20 protein-coding genes and 1 pseudogene are annotated in these 20,523 nt (G+C 70.3%); 14 read left to right on the forward strand and 7 right to left on the reverse strand.

The genetic code is table 11. From position 1 onward, the window contains the following. The first annotated feature begins 44 nt into the window (after positions 1-44). The 3 genes from ACGFNH_RS23750 (at position 45) to ACGFNH_RS23760 (ending at position 2,326) form a co-directional block, all read left to right on the forward strand. Positions 45-380, forward strand: a complete 336-nt coding sequence (locus tag ACGFNH_RS23750; RefSeq protein ID WP_393656784.1) for a YnfA family protein — start codon at positions 45-47, stop codon at positions 378-380. Between the two features lie 46 nt (positions 381-426). Beyond that, positions 427-1,194 carry an SDR family oxidoreductase gene (locus tag ACGFNH_RS23755; protein WP_393656786.1) on the forward strand — a complete coding sequence of 256 codons (768 nt, stop codon included), beginning with the start codon at positions 427-429 and terminating at the stop codon, positions 1,192-1,194. 604 nt (positions 1,195-1,798) lie between these two features. Then, positions 1,799-2,326: a hypothetical protein gene (locus ACGFNH_RS23760; protein ID WP_393656788.1), complete on the forward strand. Its 528-nt coding sequence runs from the start codon at positions 1,799-1,801 to the stop codon at positions 2,324-2,326. A 282-nt stretch (positions 2,327-2,608) separates the two neighbouring features. On the opposite strand, the gene ACGFNH_RS23765 is transcribed toward ACGFNH_RS23760, so the two are convergent. Next, entirely contained in the window at positions 2,609-3,526 is a 918-nt protein-coding gene (locus ACGFNH_RS23765) for an alpha/beta hydrolase (RefSeq protein WP_393656790.1), read from the reverse strand. 562 nt (positions 3,527-4,088) lie between these two features. On the opposite strand from ACGFNH_RS23765, the gene ACGFNH_RS23770 reads away from it, so the two are divergent. The 3 genes and pseudogenes from ACGFNH_RS23770 to ACGFNH_RS23780 form a co-directional block, all read left to right on the forward strand. Continuing rightward, on the forward strand, positions 4,089-4,358 hold the full coding sequence (locus tag ACGFNH_RS23770) for a hypothetical protein (RefSeq protein ID WP_393656792.1): 270 nt from the start codon (positions 4,089-4,091) through the stop codon (positions 4,356-4,358). A gap of 151 nt (positions 4,359-4,509) precedes the next feature. Then, a complete protein-coding gene (locus ACGFNH_RS23775) occupies positions 4,510-5,601 on the forward strand; it encodes a hypothetical protein (protein ID WP_393656794.1) in 1,092 nt (363 codons plus the stop codon). A 178-nt stretch (positions 5,602-5,779) separates the two neighbouring features. Beyond that, positions 5,780-5,881, forward strand: a pseudogene (locus tag ACGFNH_RS23780) (transposase); the annotation flags it as partial. Positions 5,882-6,248: 367 nt separating this feature from the next. On the opposite strand, the gene ACGFNH_RS23785 reads toward ACGFNH_RS23780, so the two are convergent. Next, entirely contained in the window at positions 6,249-7,442 is a 1,194-nt protein-coding gene (locus tag ACGFNH_RS23785) for an RtcB family protein (protein ID WP_393656796.1), read from the reverse strand. A 161-nt stretch (positions 7,443-7,603) separates the two neighbouring features. Here ACGFNH_RS23785 and ACGFNH_RS23790 point away from each other — a divergent pair, with 161 nt between their 5' ends. The 3 genes from ACGFNH_RS23790 (at position 7,604) to ACGFNH_RS23800 (ending at position 11,353) form a co-directional block, all read left to right on the forward strand. Continuing rightward, positions 7,604-8,605, forward strand: a complete 1,002-nt coding sequence (locus ACGFNH_RS23790) for a hypothetical protein (RefSeq protein ID WP_393656798.1) — start codon at positions 7,604-7,606, stop codon at positions 8,603-8,605. A 24-nt stretch (positions 8,606-8,629) separates the two neighbouring features. Then, positions 8,630-9,418: a DUF3558 domain-containing protein gene (locus tag ACGFNH_RS23795; protein ID WP_393656799.1), complete on the forward strand. Its 789-nt coding sequence runs from the start codon at positions 8,630-8,632 to the stop codon at positions 9,416-9,418. A 348-nt stretch (positions 9,419-9,766) separates the two neighbouring features. Beyond that, a complete protein-coding gene (locus tag ACGFNH_RS23800; RefSeq protein ID WP_393656801.1) occupies positions 9,767-11,353 on the forward strand; it encodes a DUF2637 domain-containing protein in 1,587 nt (528 codons plus the stop codon). A 244-nt stretch (positions 11,354-11,597) separates the two neighbouring features. Here the strand turns inward: ACGFNH_RS23800 and lysS are convergent, their stop codons facing one another. After that, a complete protein-coding gene (gene lysS, locus ACGFNH_RS23805) occupies positions 11,598-13,418 on the reverse strand; it encodes a lysine--tRNA ligase (RefSeq protein WP_393656803.1) in 1,821 nt (606 codons plus the stop codon). Positions 13,419-13,499: 81 nt separating this feature from the next. On the opposite strand from lysS, the gene argS reads away from it, so the two are divergent. After that, positions 13,500-15,269, forward strand: coding sequence for an arginine--tRNA ligase (argS, locus tag ACGFNH_RS23810; protein WP_393656805.1), 1,770 nt, complete (start codon positions 13,500-13,502; stop codon positions 15,267-15,269). Between the two features lie 73 nt (positions 15,270-15,342). Here argS and ACGFNH_RS23815 read toward each other — a convergent pair whose 3' ends face one another. The 3 genes from ACGFNH_RS23815 to ACGFNH_RS23825 all read right to left on the reverse strand — a co-directional run bounded on the left by ACGFNH_RS23815 (position 15,343) and on the right by ACGFNH_RS23825 (position 16,447). Further along, complete coding sequence (locus ACGFNH_RS23815; RefSeq protein WP_393656807.1) at positions 15,343-15,753, reverse strand: type II toxin-antitoxin system VapC family toxin; 411 nt, start codon at positions 15,751-15,753, stop codon at positions 15,343-15,345. Continuing rightward, entirely contained in the window at positions 15,750-15,980 is a 231-nt protein-coding gene (locus ACGFNH_RS23820) for an antitoxin (RefSeq protein WP_393656809.1), read from the reverse strand. Before ACGFNH_RS23820 ends, ACGFNH_RS23815 begins: the two co-directional genes overlap by 4 nt. A 65-nt stretch (positions 15,981-16,045) precedes the next feature. Continuing rightward, the gene (locus ACGFNH_RS23825; RefSeq protein WP_393656811.1) at positions 16,046-16,447 is read right to left on the reverse strand and encodes an ATP-binding protein; all 402 of its coding nucleotides are present in this window, start codon (positions 16,445-16,447) and stop codon (positions 16,046-16,048) included. A gap of 112 nt (positions 16,448-16,559) precedes the next feature. On the opposite strand from ACGFNH_RS23825, the gene ACGFNH_RS23830 reads away from it, so the two are divergent. The 4 genes from ACGFNH_RS23830 (at position 16,560) to ACGFNH_RS23845 (ending at position 18,897) form a co-directional block, all read left to right on the forward strand. Beyond that, on the forward strand, positions 16,560-17,378 hold the full coding sequence (locus ACGFNH_RS23830; protein ID WP_393656812.1) for a helix-turn-helix domain-containing protein: 819 nt from the start codon (positions 16,560-16,562) through the stop codon (positions 17,376-17,378). Next, positions 17,375-17,623 carry a DUF397 domain-containing protein gene (locus tag ACGFNH_RS23835; RefSeq protein WP_393656814.1) on the forward strand — a complete coding sequence of 83 codons (249 nt, stop codon included), beginning with the start codon at positions 17,375-17,377 and terminating at the stop codon, positions 17,621-17,623. Before ACGFNH_RS23830 ends, ACGFNH_RS23835 begins: the two co-directional genes overlap by 4 nt. Before the next feature lie 219 nt (positions 17,624-17,842). Beyond that, positions 17,843-18,148: a phosphotransferase gene (locus ACGFNH_RS23840; protein ID WP_393656816.1), complete on the forward strand. Its 306-nt coding sequence runs from the start codon at positions 17,843-17,845 to the stop codon at positions 18,146-18,148. Between the two features lie 170 nt (positions 18,149-18,318). After that, positions 18,319-18,897 (forward strand): hypothetical protein, encoded by a 579-nt coding sequence (locus tag ACGFNH_RS23845; RefSeq protein ID WP_393656818.1) that lies wholly within the window; start codon positions 18,319-18,321, stop codon positions 18,895-18,897. A 39-nt stretch (positions 18,898-18,936) separates the two neighbouring features. Here the strand turns inward: ACGFNH_RS23845 and ACGFNH_RS23850 are convergent, their stop codons facing one another. Then, positions 18,937-20,448, reverse strand: a complete 1,512-nt coding sequence (locus ACGFNH_RS23850; RefSeq protein WP_393656820.1) for a DEAD/DEAH box helicase — start codon at positions 20,446-20,448, stop codon at positions 18,937-18,939. Between the last annotated feature and the right edge of the window lie 75 nt (positions 20,449-20,523).

A 20,523-nucleotide genomic window follows, 5' to 3' on the forward strand; every position in this document is an offset into this window, starting at 1 on the left:
GACAAGGCCCGGGGCCCTGTCCGCCGGTCCATAGGCTTGCCCTCATGCTCATCGCGCGCTCCGTGTCCCTCTTCGTCCTCGCGGCCCTCCTGGAGATCGGCGGCGCCTGGTTGGTCTGGCAGGGCGTGCGCGAACACCGGGGCTGGGCCTGGATCGGCGCGGGCGTCATCGCCCTGGGCGCGTACGGATTCGTCGCCACGCTCCAGCCGGATGCGCAGTTCGGCCGGATCCTGGCTGCGTACGGCGGGGTGTTCGTGGCCGGGTCGCTCGCCTGGGGCGTCGTCGCGGACGGCTACCGCCCGGATCGCTACGACGTGGCCGGGGCACTGATCTGCCTGGTCGGCGTCGCCGTGATCATGTACGCACCGAGGGGCCGCTGATTCGAACTATCCTGCGTATCGAGAACGACGTGCACCAGGAGGCTCCATGTCCACCACCCCCACCGCCGTCATCACCGGTGCCAGTAGCGGCATCGGCGCAGCGACCGCACGCAGTCTCGCGACGTCCGGTTATCGCGTCGTCCTCACCGCCCGCCGCAAGGAGCGCATCGAGGCACTCGCCGCCGAGCTGGCCGAGGCGGGGCACGAGGCGGTTCCGTACGTGCTGGACGTGACCGACCGGGCGGCGGTCGACGCGTTCGCCGCGTTCCTCGACGGCCAGGGTCCGGTGCAGGTCCTGGTGAACAACGCGGGCGGCGCCCTGGGCGCGGAGCCCGTTGCCTCCTCGGACCCGGCGGACTGGCGCACGATGTACGAGGTCAACGTCCTCGGGGTGCTCAACATCACGCAGGCCCTGCTGCCCGCCCTGACGGCCTCGGGCGACGGCACCGTCGTCGTCCTCTCCTCCACCGCGGGCCTGGCGACGTACGAGGGCGGCGGTGGCTACGTGGCCGCCAAGCACGGCGCCCACGTCATCGCGGAGACACTCCGCCTCGAACTGTGCGGGCAGCCCGTGCGGATCATCGAGATCGCACCCGGCATGGTGAAGACGGACGAGTTCGCCACGACCCGCTTCCGGGGCGACACGGACAAGGCCGCAGCGGTCTACGCGGGCGTGGCCGAACCGCTGACGGCCGAAGACGTGGCGGACACGGTCAACTGGGCCGTGACACGCCCGCCGCACGTCAACATCGACCTCCTGGTGGTGCGCCCCCGCGCGCAGGCGTCCAACTCCAAGGTCCACCGCGAGAGCTGACAGCCTGGCGGGCCACCGGGCCCACCGGGGCGCGAGGCACGTCGGGGAGCGTCGGGGCGCGGGGAGCGTCGGAGGGGCACGTGGACGGTGCCCAACTCCGGGGCAGTTCCCACGTCCCTCCGGACAGTGCCACGCCCCCGCCGGGGACAGTGCCCACGCCGTGCTCGCCGCCCGTGGAAGCCTCCCAACCCGCGCTCCTCAGCGGGTCTGAGTGCGGGCGCGGGGTGTCGAACGTGTCGCGGGCGCGGGGTGCAGGCGGGGACGCGGGCCCGGGGCGTGTACCCGGGGCGCGGGGATACGGGATGCGGGTGCCGTCGCGGGATGCGGGCCCGGGGGCGTGCCGCGCGGGATGCAGGAGCCGTCGCGGGCTACGGCCCGGTATGCGGGCGGGATGCGGGCCCAGGGCACGTACCCGGGGCGCGGGGATACGGGATGCGGGTGCCGTCGCGGGATGCGGGCCCGGGGGTGCAGGCTCGGGGCGTGCGGCGCGGGGTACGGGTGCAGTCCGGGCTACGGCCCGGGATGCGGGCGCGGGTGCGGGTCCCTCTGCGGGCTACGGCCCCGGCCCAACTCGATTTGTCCGTACGGCAGATAGCGTGTCGGCGTGTCCGAGTTCATACAGCAACTCCCCGCCCTGCTCGGCGTGATCGTCGGCGCCGCCGGCTCGTACCTGGCGATCACCCGGGGAGACCGGGCCCGCTTCCGGCGCGAGGAAGCGGCTCGCTGGGACGAACGACGCCTCTCGATCTACTCCGACTACGCCAGGTCGCTGAAGAAGAGCGTCACCCTGACGTACCGGATAGCCGCCCACCTCGGCAACGATCCCCATCCGCACCCCTTGTCGCCCGAGGAAGGAGCGCCTCAACTGGCCGCGGCTGCCGAGGGCCGGGATCCTTCCGGTGAGGCGTTGCTGATGCTCGGTACGGCCGACGTGGTCGAGAAGGCACGGGCATGGGTGGTCGTGGTGATGGAGATGGAAGCGTTTTTGCGCCACCGGACCCAGGACCCGGGGGCATGGTCGGACTTGCTGCTCAAGCAGCGTGCCGCGCGCGAGGGGTACTACGGGGCGGTCCGACGGGATCTCGCGCTCCCACCCGGTCACACGGGCCAGTGGCGCCTGCCATCGGCTTGATCCCCGCGTTGAGCCTCCGCGGCGGGCCCGCACCGGACCCGAGTACGCCGTGCGGCTTGCGGCTTGGTACGTGCGGCTTGCGGCTTGGTACGTGCGGCTTGGTGCGTGCGGCTTGCGACGTGACGCGTCGCGCACCGGTGCCCCGGACCGCAGGCCGGGGCAAGATGCGAACACGGCTCGGAACGAACCGGGTTGCCGTGTCCCAGTGGGAGCCTCCACCGGGGCGGCCGATCCGATGGACCGCAACGATCACAGGTGGGTCAAGGCGCCGGTCGCAGGCCCCTACGCTTGCGTAATCCGGTCGCGCAGCCAGGAGTCGACCCCGCTGAGTGCCGTCCTGGCCATTGCCGTGGGGTGGCCCGTGAAGCCGTGGGGTGACTCGGGGTAGACCCGGACCTCGATATCGTTGCCGGCCGCTGACAACCGGCCTGCCAGCGCCAGGTTGTCCTCCAGCAACACGTCTGCGCTTCCGACGATCAGCAGCGTTGGGGGAAGCCCTCGAAGGACGCCGTAGATCGGAGAGATATCGGGAACAGTGAGGTCTTCCGCATGGCCGGCGTACGCCTGGATGAAGTACTCGTCCGCGATGCGGCGACCGGCCGGGGTTCGTGCGCTCAAGTCGTAGGTGCCGAACTGGAGCGCAGCGCCGGTGAATCGGCCAACGGCACCTCTGTCCCTCAGCCGGAGCAGGGTCGCCAGGGCGAGTGTGGCTCCCGCGGAGGTCCCGCCGATGGCAAGTCGAGACGTTCCGAAGCGGGCATCGGCTTCTTCGACGAGCCAGAGTGCTGCGGTTTCACAGTCATCGGTTGCCGCCGGCCAGGGGTGCTCAGGGGCCAGCCGGTAGTCGACGCTGACAACGGCGAGTTGCAGGGCGTCTGCGAGCTCGCGGTTGCGTTTGTCTCCTCGCGCTGCGGAGTCCATGTAGAAGCCGCCGCCGTGTATGTCCAGGTAGACGCCCCGCGGCGGACCGTCGACAGGAGTGAAGATCCTGATGGGGACGGGCGCTTCCGCAGCTGTGATCGTCTCTTCGATGGCAGGAGGATCGGCGGCACAAGGAACGGACCTCCTCGCTCGCGCCTCGTTCAGCTCCTCCAGTGTGCTCGGGCCACGGCCTGCCGCCCTCAATTCGTAGAAGCCACGAGCTTCATCGACCTGCTCTGCGGAGACGTCAGCGAACAGTTTGTCCAGCGCGAGTCGCACGCGCCCTCCTCATCACTTGCGTCGCAACTCCACGCTATCGCCGACTGTGGCGGAGGCCTTCCCGGCCAGAGCGGCGACAGCGCCCCAGGGACAGCTGCGGCAGCGGCCGTCGGCGCTCAGGTGGAGCTTGGTGATGAACCCGCCACGCGAGCGGCCCCGACTCACCTCCCACACCACACCACCCACCCGCCGCCCGCAGGTCGTGAAGGCTCTGCCAGAGCGTCTCGTCCTGCTGTTCTGGAGCTTGGGCCCCTTTGAAGCAGTGGCCGGCAGCGGGCACTGGCCGCGTGCTGATGGCCGCGCACGATCGTGAAGTCCACCGAGATGTCCCAGTCGATCTGAGCTGCCGCGTCGGCCTCACATGCCGCGTCCTCCTCGGCCCGGACCTGCTGCGGCAGTCGTTCACAGGTGCCGTCGGCGGACCAACGCCGGTGTCGTTCACAGGTGCCGTCGGCGGACCAACGCCGGTGTCGTTCATGGACGGTTTTCATGGGCCGAACCGTTCGGGCCGAACCGTTCGGTGAGGTCACGCCACTGCACCCCGTCCCGCACCCGGTGCGGAATGCCGTCGATCACTTGCCGGTGGTCACACCACCGCCCACAACTCCCGTTGCTCACCGGCCGCAACGCCCGCAGCCCGTTCCCACTCGGCATCGCTCGGATCACCCCGCCCCATGCCCCGAACAACGCCCCGGACATCGGCAGTTGCGCCGACACCGACATCGCCCTCGACCTCGACCTCGACATGGGTAACGGCCTGCGCCTTCTGCAGTGCATTGTTCCGAGAGCGGAGACGGGCACGTCGATGGCCGACGGGCGAACAGGCACATGAAGCTCAGGCGGAGACGTTCTTCGGCTCAAGGTCCTTCCACCAGGGACATGACCGCTTCGTCAGGCCAACGGCCCGGACTGACGAGGTGGTTGGGAGAATTTCCTGACACGATCCATATATTCGTTCTCTAGCGTTCCCCACCATGACTCGCGTGACGAAGAGATTCGTTGTTCTCCATCGAATAGGTTCCCGACTCGGCGCAGCCGGGCTCGCGTTCGCCGCCGCTGTCGCCCTGATGACGGTCAGCCCTGCCGGACAGGCCGAGGCCGCCGACACGATCGGCGTCGTTGAGTACAACCTGGGTGACACCGCATTCACCGACGCGCCGGAGTGGGAGGGAAAGGCCGAGATCCGGGCTGTGATCCACTACCCGCGCAAGATCACCCGCAAGCTGCCGGTGATCGTGCTGCTGCATGGTCAGCAAGGCGCCTGCCACTCCGCCGACGCGGAGGACTGGCCCTGCCCGCCTGGCGTCGCTCCCTACCCCAGCAACCGGGGCTACGACTACCTCGCCAACGCATTGGCCCGGGACGGCTTCGTGGTGGTGTCGCCGAGCGCAAACGGTGTCAACCACTACATGGGCGTCGCCCCGCAGCGCGCCCGCCTGGTCAACCGGCACCTGAAACTGCTGAAGCAGTTCACCACGACCGGTGGCGGCCCGCTCGCCGGCCGCTTCACCGACGCGCGAACCGGTCGTCCGACGACGGTGGACCTGAGGAACCGTCTCGATCTGAGCCGGGTCGGCACAATGGGACATTCCGTGGGCGGCGAGGGCGTCATGTACCAGGCTGCCCACGCCAACCGCGAGGAGCTGCCCACCGGTGTACGGATCCGCGGCGTGGTCTCACTCGCGTCACCCAGACCGAGCGACTTCTACGACACGCTGGTGACGAAGACACCGCTCGCGGTGATCTCCGCCGGGTGCTGGTCGCTCGGTGGCGAGAGGTACTTCGACGACGCTCGCGGCCACGCGGGTGCGAGGGGCTTTCGGCTGCGTGTGGTGAAGGGGAACCACAACTACTACAACTCCGAGTGGACCAAGGGGCCGGGACCCACGGACGGTGACGACACCACCTGCCCGAACACGGCCGGCCGGCCGAGCGCGAAGCAGCAGCGGGGCCTCGCGGTCACTTACCTGCGCGCGTTCTACGCGTACACGCTGAAGAATGACCAGTCTGCGCTTCCGGTTCTGACGGGCGCCAAGAAGTTCCCGGGCATCGATACGGAAGCGAAGAGCTTCTAGGAACTGTCCGGCCGATCATGTGACGCGCTGTGTCCGGGGCGTTGTTCCGGGCATGGGGCGGGGTGATCCGAGCGATGCCGAGTGGGAACGGCTGCGGCCGTTCCTGCCGGTGAGCAACGGCCGTTCCTGCCGGTGAGCAATGGGCGTGGTGACCGGTGAGCAACGGGCGTGGTGACCGGTGAGCAATGGGCGTGGTGGCCGGTGGCATGACCACCGGCAAGTGATCGACGGGGTTCTGCACCGGGTGCGGACCGGGGCGCAGTGGCATGACCTGCCCGTACGGTTCGCCCAAACAGTTCGGCCCGTACGGTTCGCCCAAACAGTTCGGCCCGAACAGTTCGGCCCGAACGGTTCGGCCCAGGGAAAGCCGTCCATGGGGGACGGCACCGGCGTTGGTCCGTCGGCTGCACCTGGGAACGCCTGCCGCAGCAGGTCCGGGCCGAGGCCGACGCGGCAGGCCGACGCCGACGCGGCAGATCAGATCGACTGGGACATCTCGGTGGACTCCGAGGTGAGCACCAAAGTCGCCGCAAAGCTCGACGACCGTTCGGTGGTGCGGGGAGAAGTCACCGGGCGCCGCTCTCCCTGGACGCGAAGCCCCGGACCAAATGTCCAGGGCCCCGTCGATCACGTGGTGCGCTGAGCACTCAGCCCTTCACACACACGACCTGCTTCAGCTTCGCGACGACCTCCACCAGGTCGCGCTGCTGGTCCATCACCTTCTCGATCGGCTTGTACGCGCCCGGGATCTCGTCCACCACGCCCGCGTCCTTGCGGCACTCCACCCCACGGGTCTGGTCCTCCAGGTCCCGCGTCGTGAAGCGCTTCTTCGCCGCGTTCCGGCTCATCTTGCGGCCCGCGCCGTGCGAGGCGGAGTTGAACGACGCCGCGTTCCCGAGCCCGCGCACGATGTACGACCCCGTGCCCATCGACCCCGGGATGATGCCGTAGTCGCCGCTGCCCGCGCGGATCGCGCCCTTGCGCGTCACCAGCAGGTCCATGCCCTCGTACCGCTCCTCCGCCACGTAGTTGTGGTGGCAGGAGATGACCGGTTCGAAGGTCGGCCTGGCCTTCTTGAACTCCTTGCGGACGACGTCCTGGAAGAGCCCCATCATGATCGCGCGGTTGTACTTGGCGTACTCCTGCGCCCAGAACAGGTCGTTCCGGTACGCCGCCATCTGCGGGGTGTCAGCGACGAACACCGCCAGGTCGCGGTCGACCAAGCCCTGGTTGTGGGGCAGCTTCTGGGCCTCGCCGATGTGGTGGTCGGCCAGTTCCTTGCCGATGTTCCGCGACCCGGAGTGCAGCATCAGCCAGACCGAGCCGGACTCGTCGAGGCAGAACTCCACGAAGTGGTTGCCGCTGCCGAGCGAGCCCATCTGCTTCGTGGCCCGTTCCTGGCGGAACTTGACCGCGTCCGCGACACCGTCGAACCGCGACCAGAAGTCGTCCCATCCGGAGGTCGGGAATCCGTGCAGCCGCCCCGGGTCCACGGGATCGTCGTGCATCCCGCGTCCGACCGGAATCGCCTGCTCGATCTGCGAGCGCAGCCGGGACAGGTCGCCGGGCAGGTCGTTCGCGGTGAGCGAGGTCTTGACCGCGCTCATCCCGCAGCCGATGTCGACGCCCACCGCCGCCGGGCAGACCGCACCGTGCATGGCGATCACCGAGCCGACGGTGGCTCCCTTGCCGTAGTGCACGTCCGGCATCACGGCCAGGCCCTTGATCCACGGCAGCGTCGCCACGTTGTGGAGCTGCTGCATCGCTCCGCCCTCGACGGTCGCCGGATCGGCCCACATCCGGATCGGCACCCGGGCACCGGGCACTTCGGTGTACGTCATGACGTCCTCAATTCCCCCGAAAGACAGAAACCGCAAAAGCCGGACTTACCGCCAGGTTCTCGGCAAGGAACCGGCAGGCGCGGCGGTGCGTGCGATAGACATTGTCTCCAGCGTCCGCCGACCGGCGGCAACACGTTTTCGTCCGAAGGGAGCCGGCCACCTTGCAGCGAAGGCCGTACGCACCGGGCACCGCCCTGGCCGCCGCGCTCCTCGCGGCAGGACTGGCCGCGGGCCTGGCGGGCTGCACCGACGGTTCCGACGGCGGCGGCACGGACGACGCCAAGCCGGGCGACCCCGCCGCCACGGCGCCCGAGGCCGAGCCCGGCAAGTACCGCACCCTCGAGGAGCCCTGCAGTTCGGTCGAGCGCGGCACGCTCCGCGCCCTGCTCCCGGGCCTGGACAGCCTCGCCGACGCGGAGCGGGACAAGGCGTACGAGGGCGAGGCCGCGCTCACCTACGACACGGACCGGCGCGTGGGCTGCCGCTGGCAGGCCCAGTCCCCGGACGGCACCCGCCACCTGAACATCGACTTCGAGCGCGTCGTCTCCTACGACCCGGCCGTCAGCGACGACGACCGTGCGCAGGTGCTCTACGACAAGAAGGCCACGGCCGCCGACATCCCCGCCGTCGCTCCCGAGGTGGACGAGAGCGAGGGCAGCCCGGAGAGCGACGCGAGCGAAGAATCCGGCGAAGGCGAAAAAAGCGACACCGGCCAGGAATCCACCGAAACCGGAGGAAGCGGTACATCCAAGGGTGATGAGGACGGCGATGCGCAGTCGCCGGGCTCCGCGACCGCGTCCGCTTCGGAGTCCGCCGCCAACAAGGCGGACAAGAGTGAGAAAGACAACAAGAACGGCGACAAGGCCCCCGGAGGCTCCCCCTCCGGCGGCTCCCCGTCCCCCGGCGACGCGAGCGCGGATCCCGCCACCGCGCCCCGCCCGCTCGACGACCTCGCCGACGTCGCGTACCTCGACGACCGGCTGGTCAAGGCCGGTTCGGGCGTCCACAGGGACGTCACCCTCGTCTTCCGGGCCTCGAACGTCATCGTCACGGTCGAGTACGACCATTGGTCCTCCGTCCCCTCCGCCGTACCGGAGAGTCCGGATCTCCAGAACAAGGCCCTGCGTCTCGCCGAGGAGCTCGTCGGCCGCTTCGACGAATAGCCTGTCGGGCGAAAGGGGCGCGGCATGACCGGCCGCCCCAGGGACGACCTGGACGACATCGACGACCACATCGACGACTGCCGCCGACAGAAGAGCGAAGGAACCATGCACACCACAGCCCAGCGACCCACCCCGAGACTCGCCCGCCTCCTCGCGTGCGCAGCCGTCGTACCGGTGATGTTCGTAGCCGGCTGCTCGCTCGGCTCCGACGACAGCAAGGAACCGGCCTCGGGCGGCGAGGCCTCGAAGTCGGCGAAGGCCGGCCCCACCGTCGCGCCCGCCAAGTACGCGAAGCTGCCCCGCCCCTGCGGCGTCCTCGGCAAGAAGACCGTGAAGGATCTGGTGCCGAAGGCGAAGAACAAGTCGGGCGCGGAGGGCAAGTCGGCCGATCTCGAATCCCGCAGCTCCTGCTCCTGGAACGGCCTCGACGGCTTCCAGTACCGCTGGCTGGACGTCTCCTTGCAGCGCTTCGCCTCCGACACGGCCCTGGGCAGCGGCTCCAAGCGCGCCGGTGACTACTTCACCAAGCAGGTCGCGGCCGTCAAGTCGGTCAAGGACGCCAAGAAGCTGAAGACGGGCACGGCGGCCGGAGTCGGCGACCAGGCCACGACCATCGGCTACGACCTGAAGAAGGACCGCGAGGACTTCCGGAACCAGGCCGTCGTCGTCCGCACGGCCAATGTCGTCATCACCGTCAACTACAACGGCACGGGCTACGAGGACGCCAAGACGCCCAAGGCCGACGACATGGTCAAGGACGCGGTGCGCGCGGCCAAGGAGACCGTCAAGGCGGTCGAGGACACCAGCAAGTAGCCGGCGGCGCCCCCACCGGGCCACCGGGCCCGTACGCGGGCGGGTGAGGGGCGGGCGCGCCAGGGAGCGGATGCGCGCGGGGAGTTACGTGCCGCCGTTCCCGCCGTGCCTCCCCTGCACGCCCGTGGCAGCGCCGGCCGCGCGAACGCCGGGACGACACGAACCGGAAGACCTCGGCCGGAAAGACGTACGGGCCGGAGAGATCCGAGCCGGAAAGACGTAAGCCGCGAAACAGCAGAAACGGCAGCACCGTGCCCGGGTCCCCCGCGGACCCGGGCACCGCCGCGTCCGCGCGTGTGCCAGGCTGTGCGGCGCCGGATGCCGAAGGCTGTTGGAGGGGACCGCGGGATGGCCGCGCCGAACGCGATGAAGCTGACACGCACACACCGCATACTCGTCGGCGTCGTCGTCGCCGGCGCGCTCGTGATCGCGGGGATCGGCTTCGCCGGTTCGTACGCGGCCGTGCGCGACCTGGCCGAGCGAAAAGGATTCGGCGCCTTCGCCGTCGTCTTCCCCATCGGCATCGACGCCGGGATCGTCGTCCTGCTCGCGCTCGACCTGCTGCTGACCTGGATCCGCATCCCGTTCCCGCTGCTGCGCCAGACCGCCTGGCTGCTGACCGCCGCAACCATCGCCTTCAACGGCGCCGCGGCGTGGCCCGACCCGCTCGGCGTCGGCATGCACGCGGTGATCCCCATCCTGTTCGTCGTCGCCGTCGAAGCGGCCCGGCACGCGATCGGCCGCATCGCCGACATCACCGCCGACCGGCACATGGAGTCGGTCCGCATCGCCCGCTGGCTGCTCGCCTTCCCCTCCACCTTCCGGCTCTGGCGCCGCATGAAGCTGTGGGAGCTGCGCAGTTACGACGAGGTCATCCGGCTCGAACAGGACCGCCTCGTCTACCAGGCCCGCCTGCGCGCCCGCTACGGCCGCGCCTGGCGCCGCAAGGCGCCCGTGGAGTCCCTGATGCCGCTCAAGCTCGCGCGATACGGCATCCCGCTCGCCGAGACCGGCCCGGCGGGCCTGGCCGCTGCCGGTATCGACCCGCCGGTCGTCACCGCGGGCCGCGCCGCGCCCGGCGACCGGTCGTCCGGGCTCGCCTCGGGGACGGCGGAGCGCCGGTCACTGGCAGCCGGGGACCCGGCTGCCGCGGCGCCGGGCCTCGACGGTTCCGCCGGGGCCGGGTCCGGGTCCGGGACGGAGGCCGAGACGTATGCGCGGGCGGCGTACGGGAGCGCGTACGCCGGCGAGATCCCCGCGGGTACGGCGTACGGGAGGGATGGCGCCTGGCCGACGGCCGCCGAGGCGCAGCCGCAGGACCGGACCGGCCCGCAGCAGTCCCAACTGCCCCAGCCACAGCAGTGGCAGGAGCCGCAGTCGCAGTCGCAGTCGGCGCAACAGGGCCGGCCTCAGCAGCCGCAGCCCCAACCCGAGCAACAACCCCCGGCCGACCAACCGCAGCCCGCTGCCTCCCCCGCCGCCTCCCCCGCGGCCGAGGCGGAGCCCTCACACGTCACGGTGCCCGTCGGCCCGGGCCGCTACCGCAGCCTCGGCCAGGCCCAGGCGCCCGGCAACTCCCCGTTCGTGCCCTCGCCCCGTACCAACGGGATCGACCCGCAGGAGCAGCTCTTCGTCGAGCCCGCTCCCGCGCCCGCTCCCGCCCGTACGGCCGATGACTATCCGGCTCCGGAGGCGGGCGACGACCCCGTCGGCCTGCCGGACGGCGTGCCGCGCGAGGAGGTGTACTTCGAGGCGTACCGCGGGTTCATAGCGGAGCAGGGCAGCCGCCCCACCGCCCGTCAGCTCTCCCGCGCGCTCAACGACCGCTTCGGCGTCACCAACAGCGACGGCAGCCTGCTCAGCGAGAGCTATCTGCGCGCGTACATGCGGGAGTTCAGGGACCGCTACAACGCCGAGATGGGCATGGCCGGCTGAAGTCCGGCCGCCCATCCGCTCCCACAACCGCCCCGCAACCGCCTGGCCGATCCCTCCCACAACCGCCCCGAGACCGGTCGGCCCATCCGCTCCCGCTTCCGTCCCCGAAGCGCCTGGCCCCTCCGCCCCACGACCGGCGGGACCACTCATCCGACCGCCCGTCCCGGCCACCGGACCCGAAAATACGGATGCCCGTGGTCCCCGGACTCCCGTCCGAGGCCCACGGGCACATCGCCAACAGCGCTCAGGCCCCCAGCAGCTTGCGGACCCGGTCCGCCCCGACCGCCAGCAGCAGCGTGGGCAGCCGCGGCCCGGTGTCCCGACCCACCAGGAGCTGGTAGAGCAGGGCGAAGAAGGACCGCTGCGCGACCTTCAGTTCCGGCGTCGGCTTGGCGTCGGGCTCCAGTCCCGCCTGGATCTTCGGAACGCCGTAGACGAGCGTCGTCAGGCCGTCCAGCGACCAGTGCTCGTCCAGCCCGTCGAGGAGCAGCCGCAGCGACTCCCGCTCGGTGTCGCCGAGTTCGGCCAGCGCCTCGGTGTCCGGCTCTTCCCTGACCCGCGTGCGCTGCTCCACGGGGACCTGGGTGGTGATCCACCGCTCCGCCCTGTCGAGCCGGGGCCGCGTCTCCTCCAGCGAGGTGACCGGGTTCTCCGGGTCGAGGTCGCGCAGGATCCGCAGCGTCTGCTCGTCGTGCCCGGTGGTGATGTCCACGACCGAGGCGAGTGTCCGGTACGGCAACGGGCGCGGTGTGCGCGGCAGTTCGCCCGCCGCGGTGCGTACCGCCCTGCTGTGCGCGGCCGCGTCCGCCGGCTGCACCGCACCGTCCGCGACCTTCCGCTCCAGGGCGTCCCACTCGTCGTAGAGCCGCTGGATCTCCTGGTCGAAGGCGATCTTGAAGGACTGGTTGGGCTTGCGGCGCGCGTACAGCCAGCGCAGCAGCGGCGCCTCCATGATCTCCAGCGCCTCGGCCGGGGTCGGGACCCCGCCCTTGGAGCTGGACATCTTGGCCATGCCGCTGATGCCGACGAAGGCGTACATCGGACCGATGGGCTGCTCGCCCCCGAAGATCTCCTTGACGATCTGCCCGCCGACGACGAACGACGAGCCCGGCGAGGTGTGGTCGACGCCGGACGGCTCGAAGATCACGCCTTCGTACGCCCAGCGCATGGGCCAGTCGACCTTCCAGACCAGCTTGCCGCGGTTGTGCTCGGAGAGCCGGACGGTCTCGCTGTGCCCGCACGCGCAGGTGTAGGACAGCTCGGTCGTCTCGTCGTCGTAGGCCGTGACGGTCGTCAGGTCGCGCTCGCAGACGGTGCAGTACGGCTTGTACGGGAAGTAGCCCGCGGCCGCCGTGCCGTCGTCCTCGCCCGCCGCACCCGAGCCCTCGGCCGCGGCCTCGGCGGCAGCGGTGTCGGCCTCGTCCAGCTTGCCCTTCTGCTGCTGCTTGGGCTGCGCCTTCTTCTTGGCGTCCCCGCCCTTGTCGGCGTCCTTGTCCTTGTCCTTCGTGCGGTAGCGGTCGAGGATCGCGTCGATCCGCTGCCGCTCGCGCATCGCGAAGAGGATCTGCTCGCGGTAGACGCCGGAGGTGTACTGCTCGGTCTGGCTGACGCCGCGGAATTCGATCCCGAGCTGCCGCAGCGCCTCGATCATCGGCGCCTTGAAGTGCTCCGCCCAGTTCGCGTGGGCGCTGCCGGGCGGGGCCGGGACGGCCGTCAGCGGCTTGCCGATGTGCTCGTTCCAGGACGGGTCGACGCCCGCGGGGACCTTGCGGAACCGGTCGTAGTCGTCCCACGACAGAAGGTGTACGCACTCGTGGCCGCGGCGCCTGATCTCGTCGGCGACCAGGTGCGGGGTCATGACTTCGCGGAGGTTGCCGAGGTGGATCGGCCCGGACGGGCTGAGGCCCGAGGCGCAGACGATGGGTTTGCCGGGCGCGCGGCGCTCCGCCTCGGCAATGACCTCGTCGGCAAACCTGGAGACCCAGTCGGTCTCAGTGCTCTGAGCCACGTTCGGCACTTCCTTCTTGATTCTCTTGATCTCTCTCCGACAGCCTGGCGTCCCCATTGTCCCAGACCGAAATTCGGTGGCGGCGCCATGGGATACTGGCCTGAATCCCCTTCCACCCCAACGGAACGGTACGCATCCATGGCCTCGGTCCCTTCCCTCGCCGCCACGGTCCACCAGCGCGTCGCGGACGCCCTCTCGGCTGCTCTGCCGGAGGCCGGCACCGCCGACCCGCTGCTGCGACGCAGCGACCGGGCGGACTTCCAGGCCAACGGCGTGCTGGGCCTCGCCAAGAAGCTGAAGAGCAATCCGCGGGAGCTGGCCGGGAAGGTCGCGGGCGGCCTGCCGACCGATGACGTCCTGGCGGAGGTCGAGGTCTCGGGGCCGGGGTTCCTCAACATCACCGTCACCGACTCCGCGATCACCTCGACGCTCGCCGCGCGGGCCGCGGACGACCGGCTCGGCGTCCCGTACGCGGAGCACCCCGGCACGACGGTGATCGACTACTCGCAGCCCAACGTGGCCAAGGAGATGCACGTCGGCCACCTCCGCTCCACGGTGATCGGCGACGCGCTCGTGCAGATCCTGGAGCACCGGGGCGAGACGGTGGTCCGGCGGCACCACATCGGCGACTGGGGCACCCAGTTCGGCATGCTCATCCAGTATCTGGTCGAGCACCCGCACGAGCTGGACCACGCGTCGGACGCCGCGCAGGGCGACGGCGAGGGCGAGGCCGCCATGGCCCGCCTCAACCGGCTCTACAAGGCCTCGCGCGCCCTCTTCGACGCCGACGAGGAGTTCAAGACGCGGGCCCGGCGCCGGGTCGTCGACCTCCAGGCCGGCGACGAGGAGACCCTCGACCTCTGGCACAAGATCGTCGACGAGTCGAAGATCTACTTCCAGGGTGTCTACGCCAAGCTGGACGTCGAGATCCGGGACCCGGACATCGTCGGCGAGAGCGCCTACAACGACCTGCTCGTCGAGACCTGCAAGCTCCTCGAGGAGTCGGGCGTCGCCGTCCGCTCCCAGGGCGCGCTCTGCGTCTTCTTCGACGACATCAAGGGACAGGACGGCTCGCCCGTCCCGCTCATCGTGCAGAAGGCGGACGGCGGCTTCGGCTACGCGGCGACCGACCTCGCCGCGATCCGCGACCGGACGAGCGTGCTCAAGGCCGACACCCTCCTCTACGTCGTGGACGCCCGGCAGGCGCTGCACTTCCGGATGGTCTTCGAGACCGCCCGCAGGGCCGGCTGGCTCACCGACGAGGTCACCGCCACGCACCTGCAGTTCGGCACGGTGCTCGGCAAGGACGGCAAGCCGTTCAAGACCCGTGAGGGCGAGACGGTCCGGCTGGTCGACCTGCTGGACGAGGCGACCGACCGGGCCGCCGCGGTCGTACGGGAGAAGGCCCAGGACCTCACCGAGGCGGAGATCGCCGAGCGGGCGTCCCAGGTGGGCATCGGCGCCGTGAAGTACGCGGACCTGTCCAACTCGATGACCCGGGACTACGTCTTCGACCTGGACCGGATGGTCTCGCTCAACGGCGACACCAGCGTCTACCTCCAGTACGCCTACGCCCGGATCCGCTCGATCCTCCGCAAGGCGGGGGACGCCCGGCCGGCCGCGCACCCGGAGCTGCCGCTGGCGCCCGCCGAGCGGGCGCTCGGCCTGCACCTCGACGACTTCGCCGACATGCTGGCGGGCGCCGCCGAGACCTACGAGCCGCACAAGCTGGCCGCGTATCTCTACCAGCTCGCCTCGCAGTTCACGACCTTCTACGACCAGTGCCCGGTCCTGAAGGCCGAGACGGCCGAGACGGTGGAGAACCGGCTCTTCCTGTGCGACCTCACGGCCCGCACGCTCCACCAGGGCATGGCGCTGCTCGGCATCCGCACGCCCGAGCGGCTCTGACACGTACCCGTACGGCGGAAGGGGCCGGTGACGCCGCATACGCCGCGTCACCGGCCCCTTCCGGCGTGGTCCGCTACCGGCCCAGTGATTGCTCGTTGAAGACTTCGATCTTGCAGCGGGGCCGTCCGGATCCGGCGATCCTGGCGTCGCTCGTGACGAGGGGCACCTCGAACCCCTCGGCCAGAGCGACATAGGTGGCGTCGTAGGCGGACAGGTTCGCGAACAGCTCCCGCACCCTGGGCAGTACGGGCGGATGCTCCATGCGCCTGATGGGCAGCGCCGTGAACGCCTCCCATGCAGAGTCGAGTTGACTGGCCGTCAGTTTGCCACCACGGCGCCGCCCCAGCAGGGCCGAGGCGACCTCGACATCGAGCAAGTGGGGGGCGGCGAGCCGCTCCCCCATGGCACGCTCGCGCAGCGCCTCTCCCACCGGCCCCGCATCGGCCACCAGCAGAACCAGCGCACCGGCATCGACAACGATCACTCGCGGCGCCTTCCTGCCGCGATGTCCGCCAGTACGTCATCGGTCGCCAGATGCGCGGTGACGCGCTCGCGAATCCGGGCGATGACGTCCTCGATGGCCGGGGTGGCCGCCTCCTCTTCGAGAAGCGCTCTGGCGTAGGCCTGCAGGGACTGCTTGTTGCGCGCAGCTCGCATCTTCAGCTCTGCCAGCGCATCCTCGGAGAGGTCGCGCACATAGAGAGTCGCCATGCAACAAGAGTAGTCGCATTGCCAGCATTCTGCTAGCAGCGCCCGTGGGACGCCACACACTGCGTTCACCCGAACTCGCACCAGACCACCTTGCCCGGGTCGCGCTCGCCCACGCCCCACTTGTCCGCCAGCGCCTCGACGAGCATCAGCCCGCGCCCGCCCTCGCCCCCCGCCGCCGTGTCCGGAATCCGCGGGTGTCCCTCACCGCTGTCGTGCACCTCGATGCGGAGGGGCCCGGCGACTCCGTCCCGTAACAGGAAGAGCTTGAAGCCCCGCCCCGGCGGCACCCCGTGCAGCAGCGCATTCGTGGCCAACTCGCTCACACAGAGCAACACATCCTCGACCCGGTCCCCGATCCCCCAGTCCACGAGCGCCTGCGCGGCGAACTCCCTGGCAGCGGGGACGGATCGGCGGTCGCGGCGGTAGAACCGCTCGCGGAGATACGGGGGATGAGTCGTGCCATTCATGACACCATGGTCGCTCTCCGTGACTACGCTGAACAGTGCGCGCACCCGTACGGATTGTTTGTACGGGCTGACGGTGAGTAACGCGGGGACAGGGGCGGGGAGTTGGTCGGGCATGCACCCACGGAAGAGGAAGAACGCGTCGTCGGTACGGCTCGTCGGCGCACTGACGGCGCAGTTCCGCCGGTCCGCGCGCCTGACCCAACGAGAACTCGGCGAACGCCTCGGCCTGCACGAGGAGACCATCGCCTCCATCGAGCAGGGCAGGCGCCCGCTGAAGCCGGACCTGGCGGAGGACCTCGACCGCCTTCTGGAGACGAAGGGCGCGCTCGCGGTGGCGGTGGCGAACATGCCGGATGTGGACAAGTTCCCGGTGTGGGCGGCGGAGTTCATCGATTACGAGCGGGAGGCGATCGACCTCTCTTCCTACGAGAACCAGGTCATCCCCGGGCTGTTGCAGACCGAGAGCTATGCCCGCGCGGTCATCCGGAACGACATTCCTCCGCTCAGCGAAGAGGACATCGAAGTCCGCGTAGCGGCCCGCATGGAACGTCAGGACATCCTGCGCCGGAAGGTCCCGCCCTCCACGAGCTTCATCATCTCGGAGGCAGTGCTGAGGGACCGGCTCGGTGGCGAGGGAGTCCACCGCGAGCAGGTGTGCCATCTGCTCGCCTGCACCGAATGGCACGGCGTCGTGCTCCAGATCATGCCGGGCGGGCGGCAGACCCACGCGGGACTGTCCGGACCGTTCGTCCTGCTGGAGACCCCCGGCCACGACCTGCTGGCCTACGCCGAGACACAGCGCGGCAGCATGCTCATCTCCGACCCCGATGAGGTCAGCATCCTGGCCAGGAAGTATGCGATGCTGCGAACTCAGGCCCTCAATCCCGATGAGACCAAGGGCGAGTTGGACCGGCTGCGAGGAGAGCAATGAAGGACCGCGCACTGGAGTGGTTCAAGTCCAGCTACAGCAGCGAGCAGGGCGGCAACTGCATCGAGATCGCCTACGCCTGGCGCAAGTCCAGCTACAGCAGCGAGCAGGGCGGTGCCTGCGTGGAGATCTCCGCGCACCCCACCACCGTCCACGTCCGTGACTCCAAGGACCCCGACGGGCCGGTGCTCGACTTCTCCACCGAGGCCTGGGCTTCCTTCGCCTCCTGGGTGACCCGCAACGCGTAGGCAGTGCACAGCAGTTACGCACGCGCTGGATTTCGCGCCGCTCGCGGATGTGCTCGGGCCCGGCGACTGGGCGGAGTTCGTGGAGCGTCAACGGGCCGGTGCGGTCGAGCAGCACCGGGAGCGCGGGCTGGATGATCACTGGCCGGAACCGATCCCCGCGTTCCTCGACGCCGTACCCTGCCGCAGCCGGGCCGTCTGTCCCTCCTCCACACCGAGTTCATGCGTCAGCACCTGGTCGTGGACCCGCGCGGCCGGCGGCTGAGCGGGGTCCTCGACTTCGAGCCGGCGATGATCGGCGACCCGGCGTACGACGTCATCGCCGTCGGCCTGTTCGTCACGCGCGGGGATCCGAAGCTGCTGCGCCGCCTCTTCGCGGCGTACGGCCGCGCTTCCGAACCGCCCGAGCTGCTCGCGTACACGCTGCCGCACGTCGACAGCGATCTCCCCTGGTACCCGCGTGAGCTGGCCGCGCCGCCCGGTGGCACGCCGGACGCGCTCGCGGAGGGGTGGTTCGGTACCGGCTGACCGGCCGGACCGGAACGCGGGGGCACGGACGGTCGCGGACCAAGATCAAGCCAACTGGCCGCTTTGCACCGGGTCTTGTTGACCCGAACCGATCCGTCCGGATAGGCAACCCTTCGGGCATATCACCTGTCCAACCCGACGTAACCGTTTTCGATACCTGGGGGGTAGAAATGCGACGGTTGGGTACGACGCTGGCCGCGCTCGTTCTGGCGAGTGCGGGTCTGGCGGCAACAGCGACCTCGGCCACTGCCGCGGCGGCACCCGCATCCGCGACGGCCTGCGAGACCGGCTGGGGAAGCACCGACAAGACGGCCGCGCCCACCGGCTACACGCCGCTCAAGGACATCAGGACCGGCCGCAACACCTGCTACGACCGGATGGTCTTCGACGTCCCCGGCACCGGCAGCAACCGCATCGGCTACACGGTGCAGTACGTCAACAAGCTCTACCAGGACGGCTCGGGCCAGTTCATCCCGGTCAGCGGCGGGGCCGTCCTCGAGATACGGGTGGCGGCGCCGAGCTACGACCCGGACACCGGCGCCGCGACGTACGCGGGGCGGGCGGGCAAGCCGCTGCCCGGCGTGAACCTCACCGGCTACAAGACGTTCAAGGACACCCGGTTCGCCACGAGCTTCGAAGGCGACACCCAGATCGGTCTGGGCGTCCGGGCCCGGCTGCCGTTCCGTGTGTTCCAGACGGGCGACCGTCTCGTGATCGACGTCGCCCACTCCTGGACCGCGGGACGCTGATCCAGGAGCGGACGCTGACGGCGGAGCCGAGCCGGGTGGTCACGCCGCCCGGCGGCGCGATGCCTTCCGCGGCGTGGAACCGGCCTGCCGGCCCGACGCCGCAGAGGTACGGCCGGACACCGAGGAGGTGCGGCCGCCGGATGCCGTGGCAGAGCGGCCGGACGACGAGGCCGAGCGGCCGGACGGACGGCGCCTTCGGGCGCCGCCGTTCGCCGCGCGGCGAGGCTGCTCGGGCGCCGCTTCCACGATGGTGACCGCCACGCCGGACGGCGCCGCCGCGCCGGTGATGCGGGCCAGTTCGGCGTCGGCGGAGTGCACCTTCGCGACCTCGGGCGTGATCCCGGCATCGGCCATGATCCTGGTCATCTCCCGCCGCTGGTGCGGCAGAACGAGGGTGACCACCCGGCCGGACTCACCGGCGCGTGCCGTGCGGCCGCCGCGGTGGAGATAGTCCTTGTGGTCGGCCGGAGGGTCGACGTTGACCACGAGGTCGAGATCGTCGACGTGTATGCCGCGGGCGGCGACATTGGTGGCGATCAGCGCCGTGACCTGCCCCTGCTTGAACTGGTCGAGGGTGCGGGTACGCCGGGACTGCGACTTGCCGCCGTGCAGCGCCGCGGCCCGTACGCCGTTGGCCAGGAGCCGCCGCGCGAGCCGGTCGGCGGCGTGCTTGGTGTCCAGGAACATGATCACCCGGCCGTCGCGGGCGGCGATCCGGGTGATGGCGGCCTGCTTGTCCGTGTCCGCGATGTGCAGCAGATGGTGCTCCATGGAGCTGACGGCACCGGCGGACGGGTCCACGGAGTGGACGACCGGGTCGGTCAGGTAGCGCTGGACCAGCGTGTCGATGTTCCGGTCGAGGGTCGCGGAGAAGAGCAGCCGCTGGCCGTCGGCGGGCACCTGGCGCAGCAGCGCGGTGACCTGAGGCATGAAGCCCATGTCGGCCATCTGGTCGGCCTCGTCGAGCACGGTGATGCGGACCTGGTCCAGATGGCAGTCGCCGCGCTCGATGAGGTCCTTGAGCCGCCCGGGGGTGGCCACGACGACCTCGGAGCCCGAGCGCAGATCCCCGGCCTGGCGGCCGATCGACAGGCCGCCGACCACCGTGGCCATCCGGAGCCGAAGGTGCCGGGCGTAGGGAGTGAGGGCCGCGGTGACCTGCTGGGCCAGTTCCCGGGTGGGGACCAGCACAAGAGCAAGCGGCCGGCGGGGCTCCGCGCGCTGTCCCGCGGTGCGGGCGAGCAGCGCGAGACCGAAGGCGAGAGTCTTGCCGGAGCCGGTGCGTCCGCGGCCGAGTACGTCACGGCCGGCCAGGGCGTTGGGCAGGGTCGCGGCCTGGATGGGGAACGGCACGGTCACCCCTTGGCGGGTGAGCTCCTCCATCAGGGGGCGCGGCATGTCCAGCTCGGCGAAGGAGCCGACGGCGGGCAGCGCCGGGGTGCCGGAGGTGGGGAGAGCGAAATCGCTCGGTCCGGAACCGGATCCGCGGCCACGAGCGGGCGCAGACGATTGCGGACGGGACTTTCGGGCGGGTCGGGCACGACGATTCACTGGGAAGGAGCCTTCCTCGGGGCGACGGCGCGAACCGGGGAGGTATCCGTGGCGGCTGAGCCGACCGGAGAATCG

The organism is Streptomyces sp. NPDC048639, from assembly GCF_043199075.1.
Lineage (GTDB): Bacteria > Actinomycetota > Actinomycetes > Streptomycetales > Streptomycetaceae > Streptomyces.

Coding starts and splice junctions, on each gene's coding strand:
- ACGFNH_RS23840 (WP_393656816.1), top strand. CDS start 17,843: ATGCGTCAGCACCTGGTCGTGGACCCGCGCGGCCGGCGGCTGAGCGGG.
- ACGFNH_RS23750 (WP_393656784.1), top strand. CDS start 45: ATGCTCATCGCGCGCTCCGTGTCCCTCTTCGTCCTCGCGGCCCTCCTG.
- argS (WP_393656805.1), top strand. CDS start 13,500: ATGGCCTCGGTCCCTTCCCTCGCCGCCACGGTCCACCAGCGCGTCGCG.
- ACGFNH_RS23835 (WP_393656814.1), top strand. CDS start 17,375: ATGAAGGACCGCGCACTGGAGTGGTTCAAGTCCAGCTACAGCAGCGAG.
- ACGFNH_RS23820 (WP_393656809.1), bottom strand. CDS start 15,980: ATGGCGACTCTCTATGTGCGCGACCTCTCCGAGGATGCGCTGGCAGAG.
- ACGFNH_RS23825 (WP_393656811.1), bottom strand. CDS start 16,447: ATGAATGGCACGACTCATCCCCCGTATCTCCGCGAGCGGTTCTACCGC.
- ACGFNH_RS23785 (WP_393656796.1), bottom strand. CDS start 7,442: ATGACGTACACCGAAGTGCCCGGTGCCCGGGTGCCGATCCGGATGTGG.
- ACGFNH_RS23800 (WP_393656801.1), top strand. CDS start 9,767: ATGGCCGCGCCGAACGCGATGAAGCTGACACGCACACACCGCATACTC.
- ACGFNH_RS23770 (WP_393656792.1), top strand. CDS start 4,089: ATGCCGTCGATCACTTGCCGGTGGTCACACCACCGCCCACAACTCCCG.
- ACGFNH_RS23755 (WP_393656786.1), top strand. CDS start 427: ATGTCCACCACCCCCACCGCCGTCATCACCGGTGCCAGTAGCGGCATC.
- lysS (WP_393656803.1), bottom strand. CDS start 13,418: ATGGGGACGCCAGGCTGTCGGAGAGAGATCAAGAGAATCAAGAAGGAA.
- ACGFNH_RS23845 (WP_393656818.1), top strand. CDS start 18,319: ATGCGACGGTTGGGTACGACGCTGGCCGCGCTCGTTCTGGCGAGTGCG.
- ACGFNH_RS23830 (WP_393656812.1), top strand. CDS start 16,560: ATGCACCCACGGAAGAGGAAGAACGCGTCGTCGGTACGGCTCGTCGGC.
- ACGFNH_RS23795 (WP_393656799.1), top strand. CDS start 8,630: ATGACCGGCCGCCCCAGGGACGACCTGGACGACATCGACGACCACATC.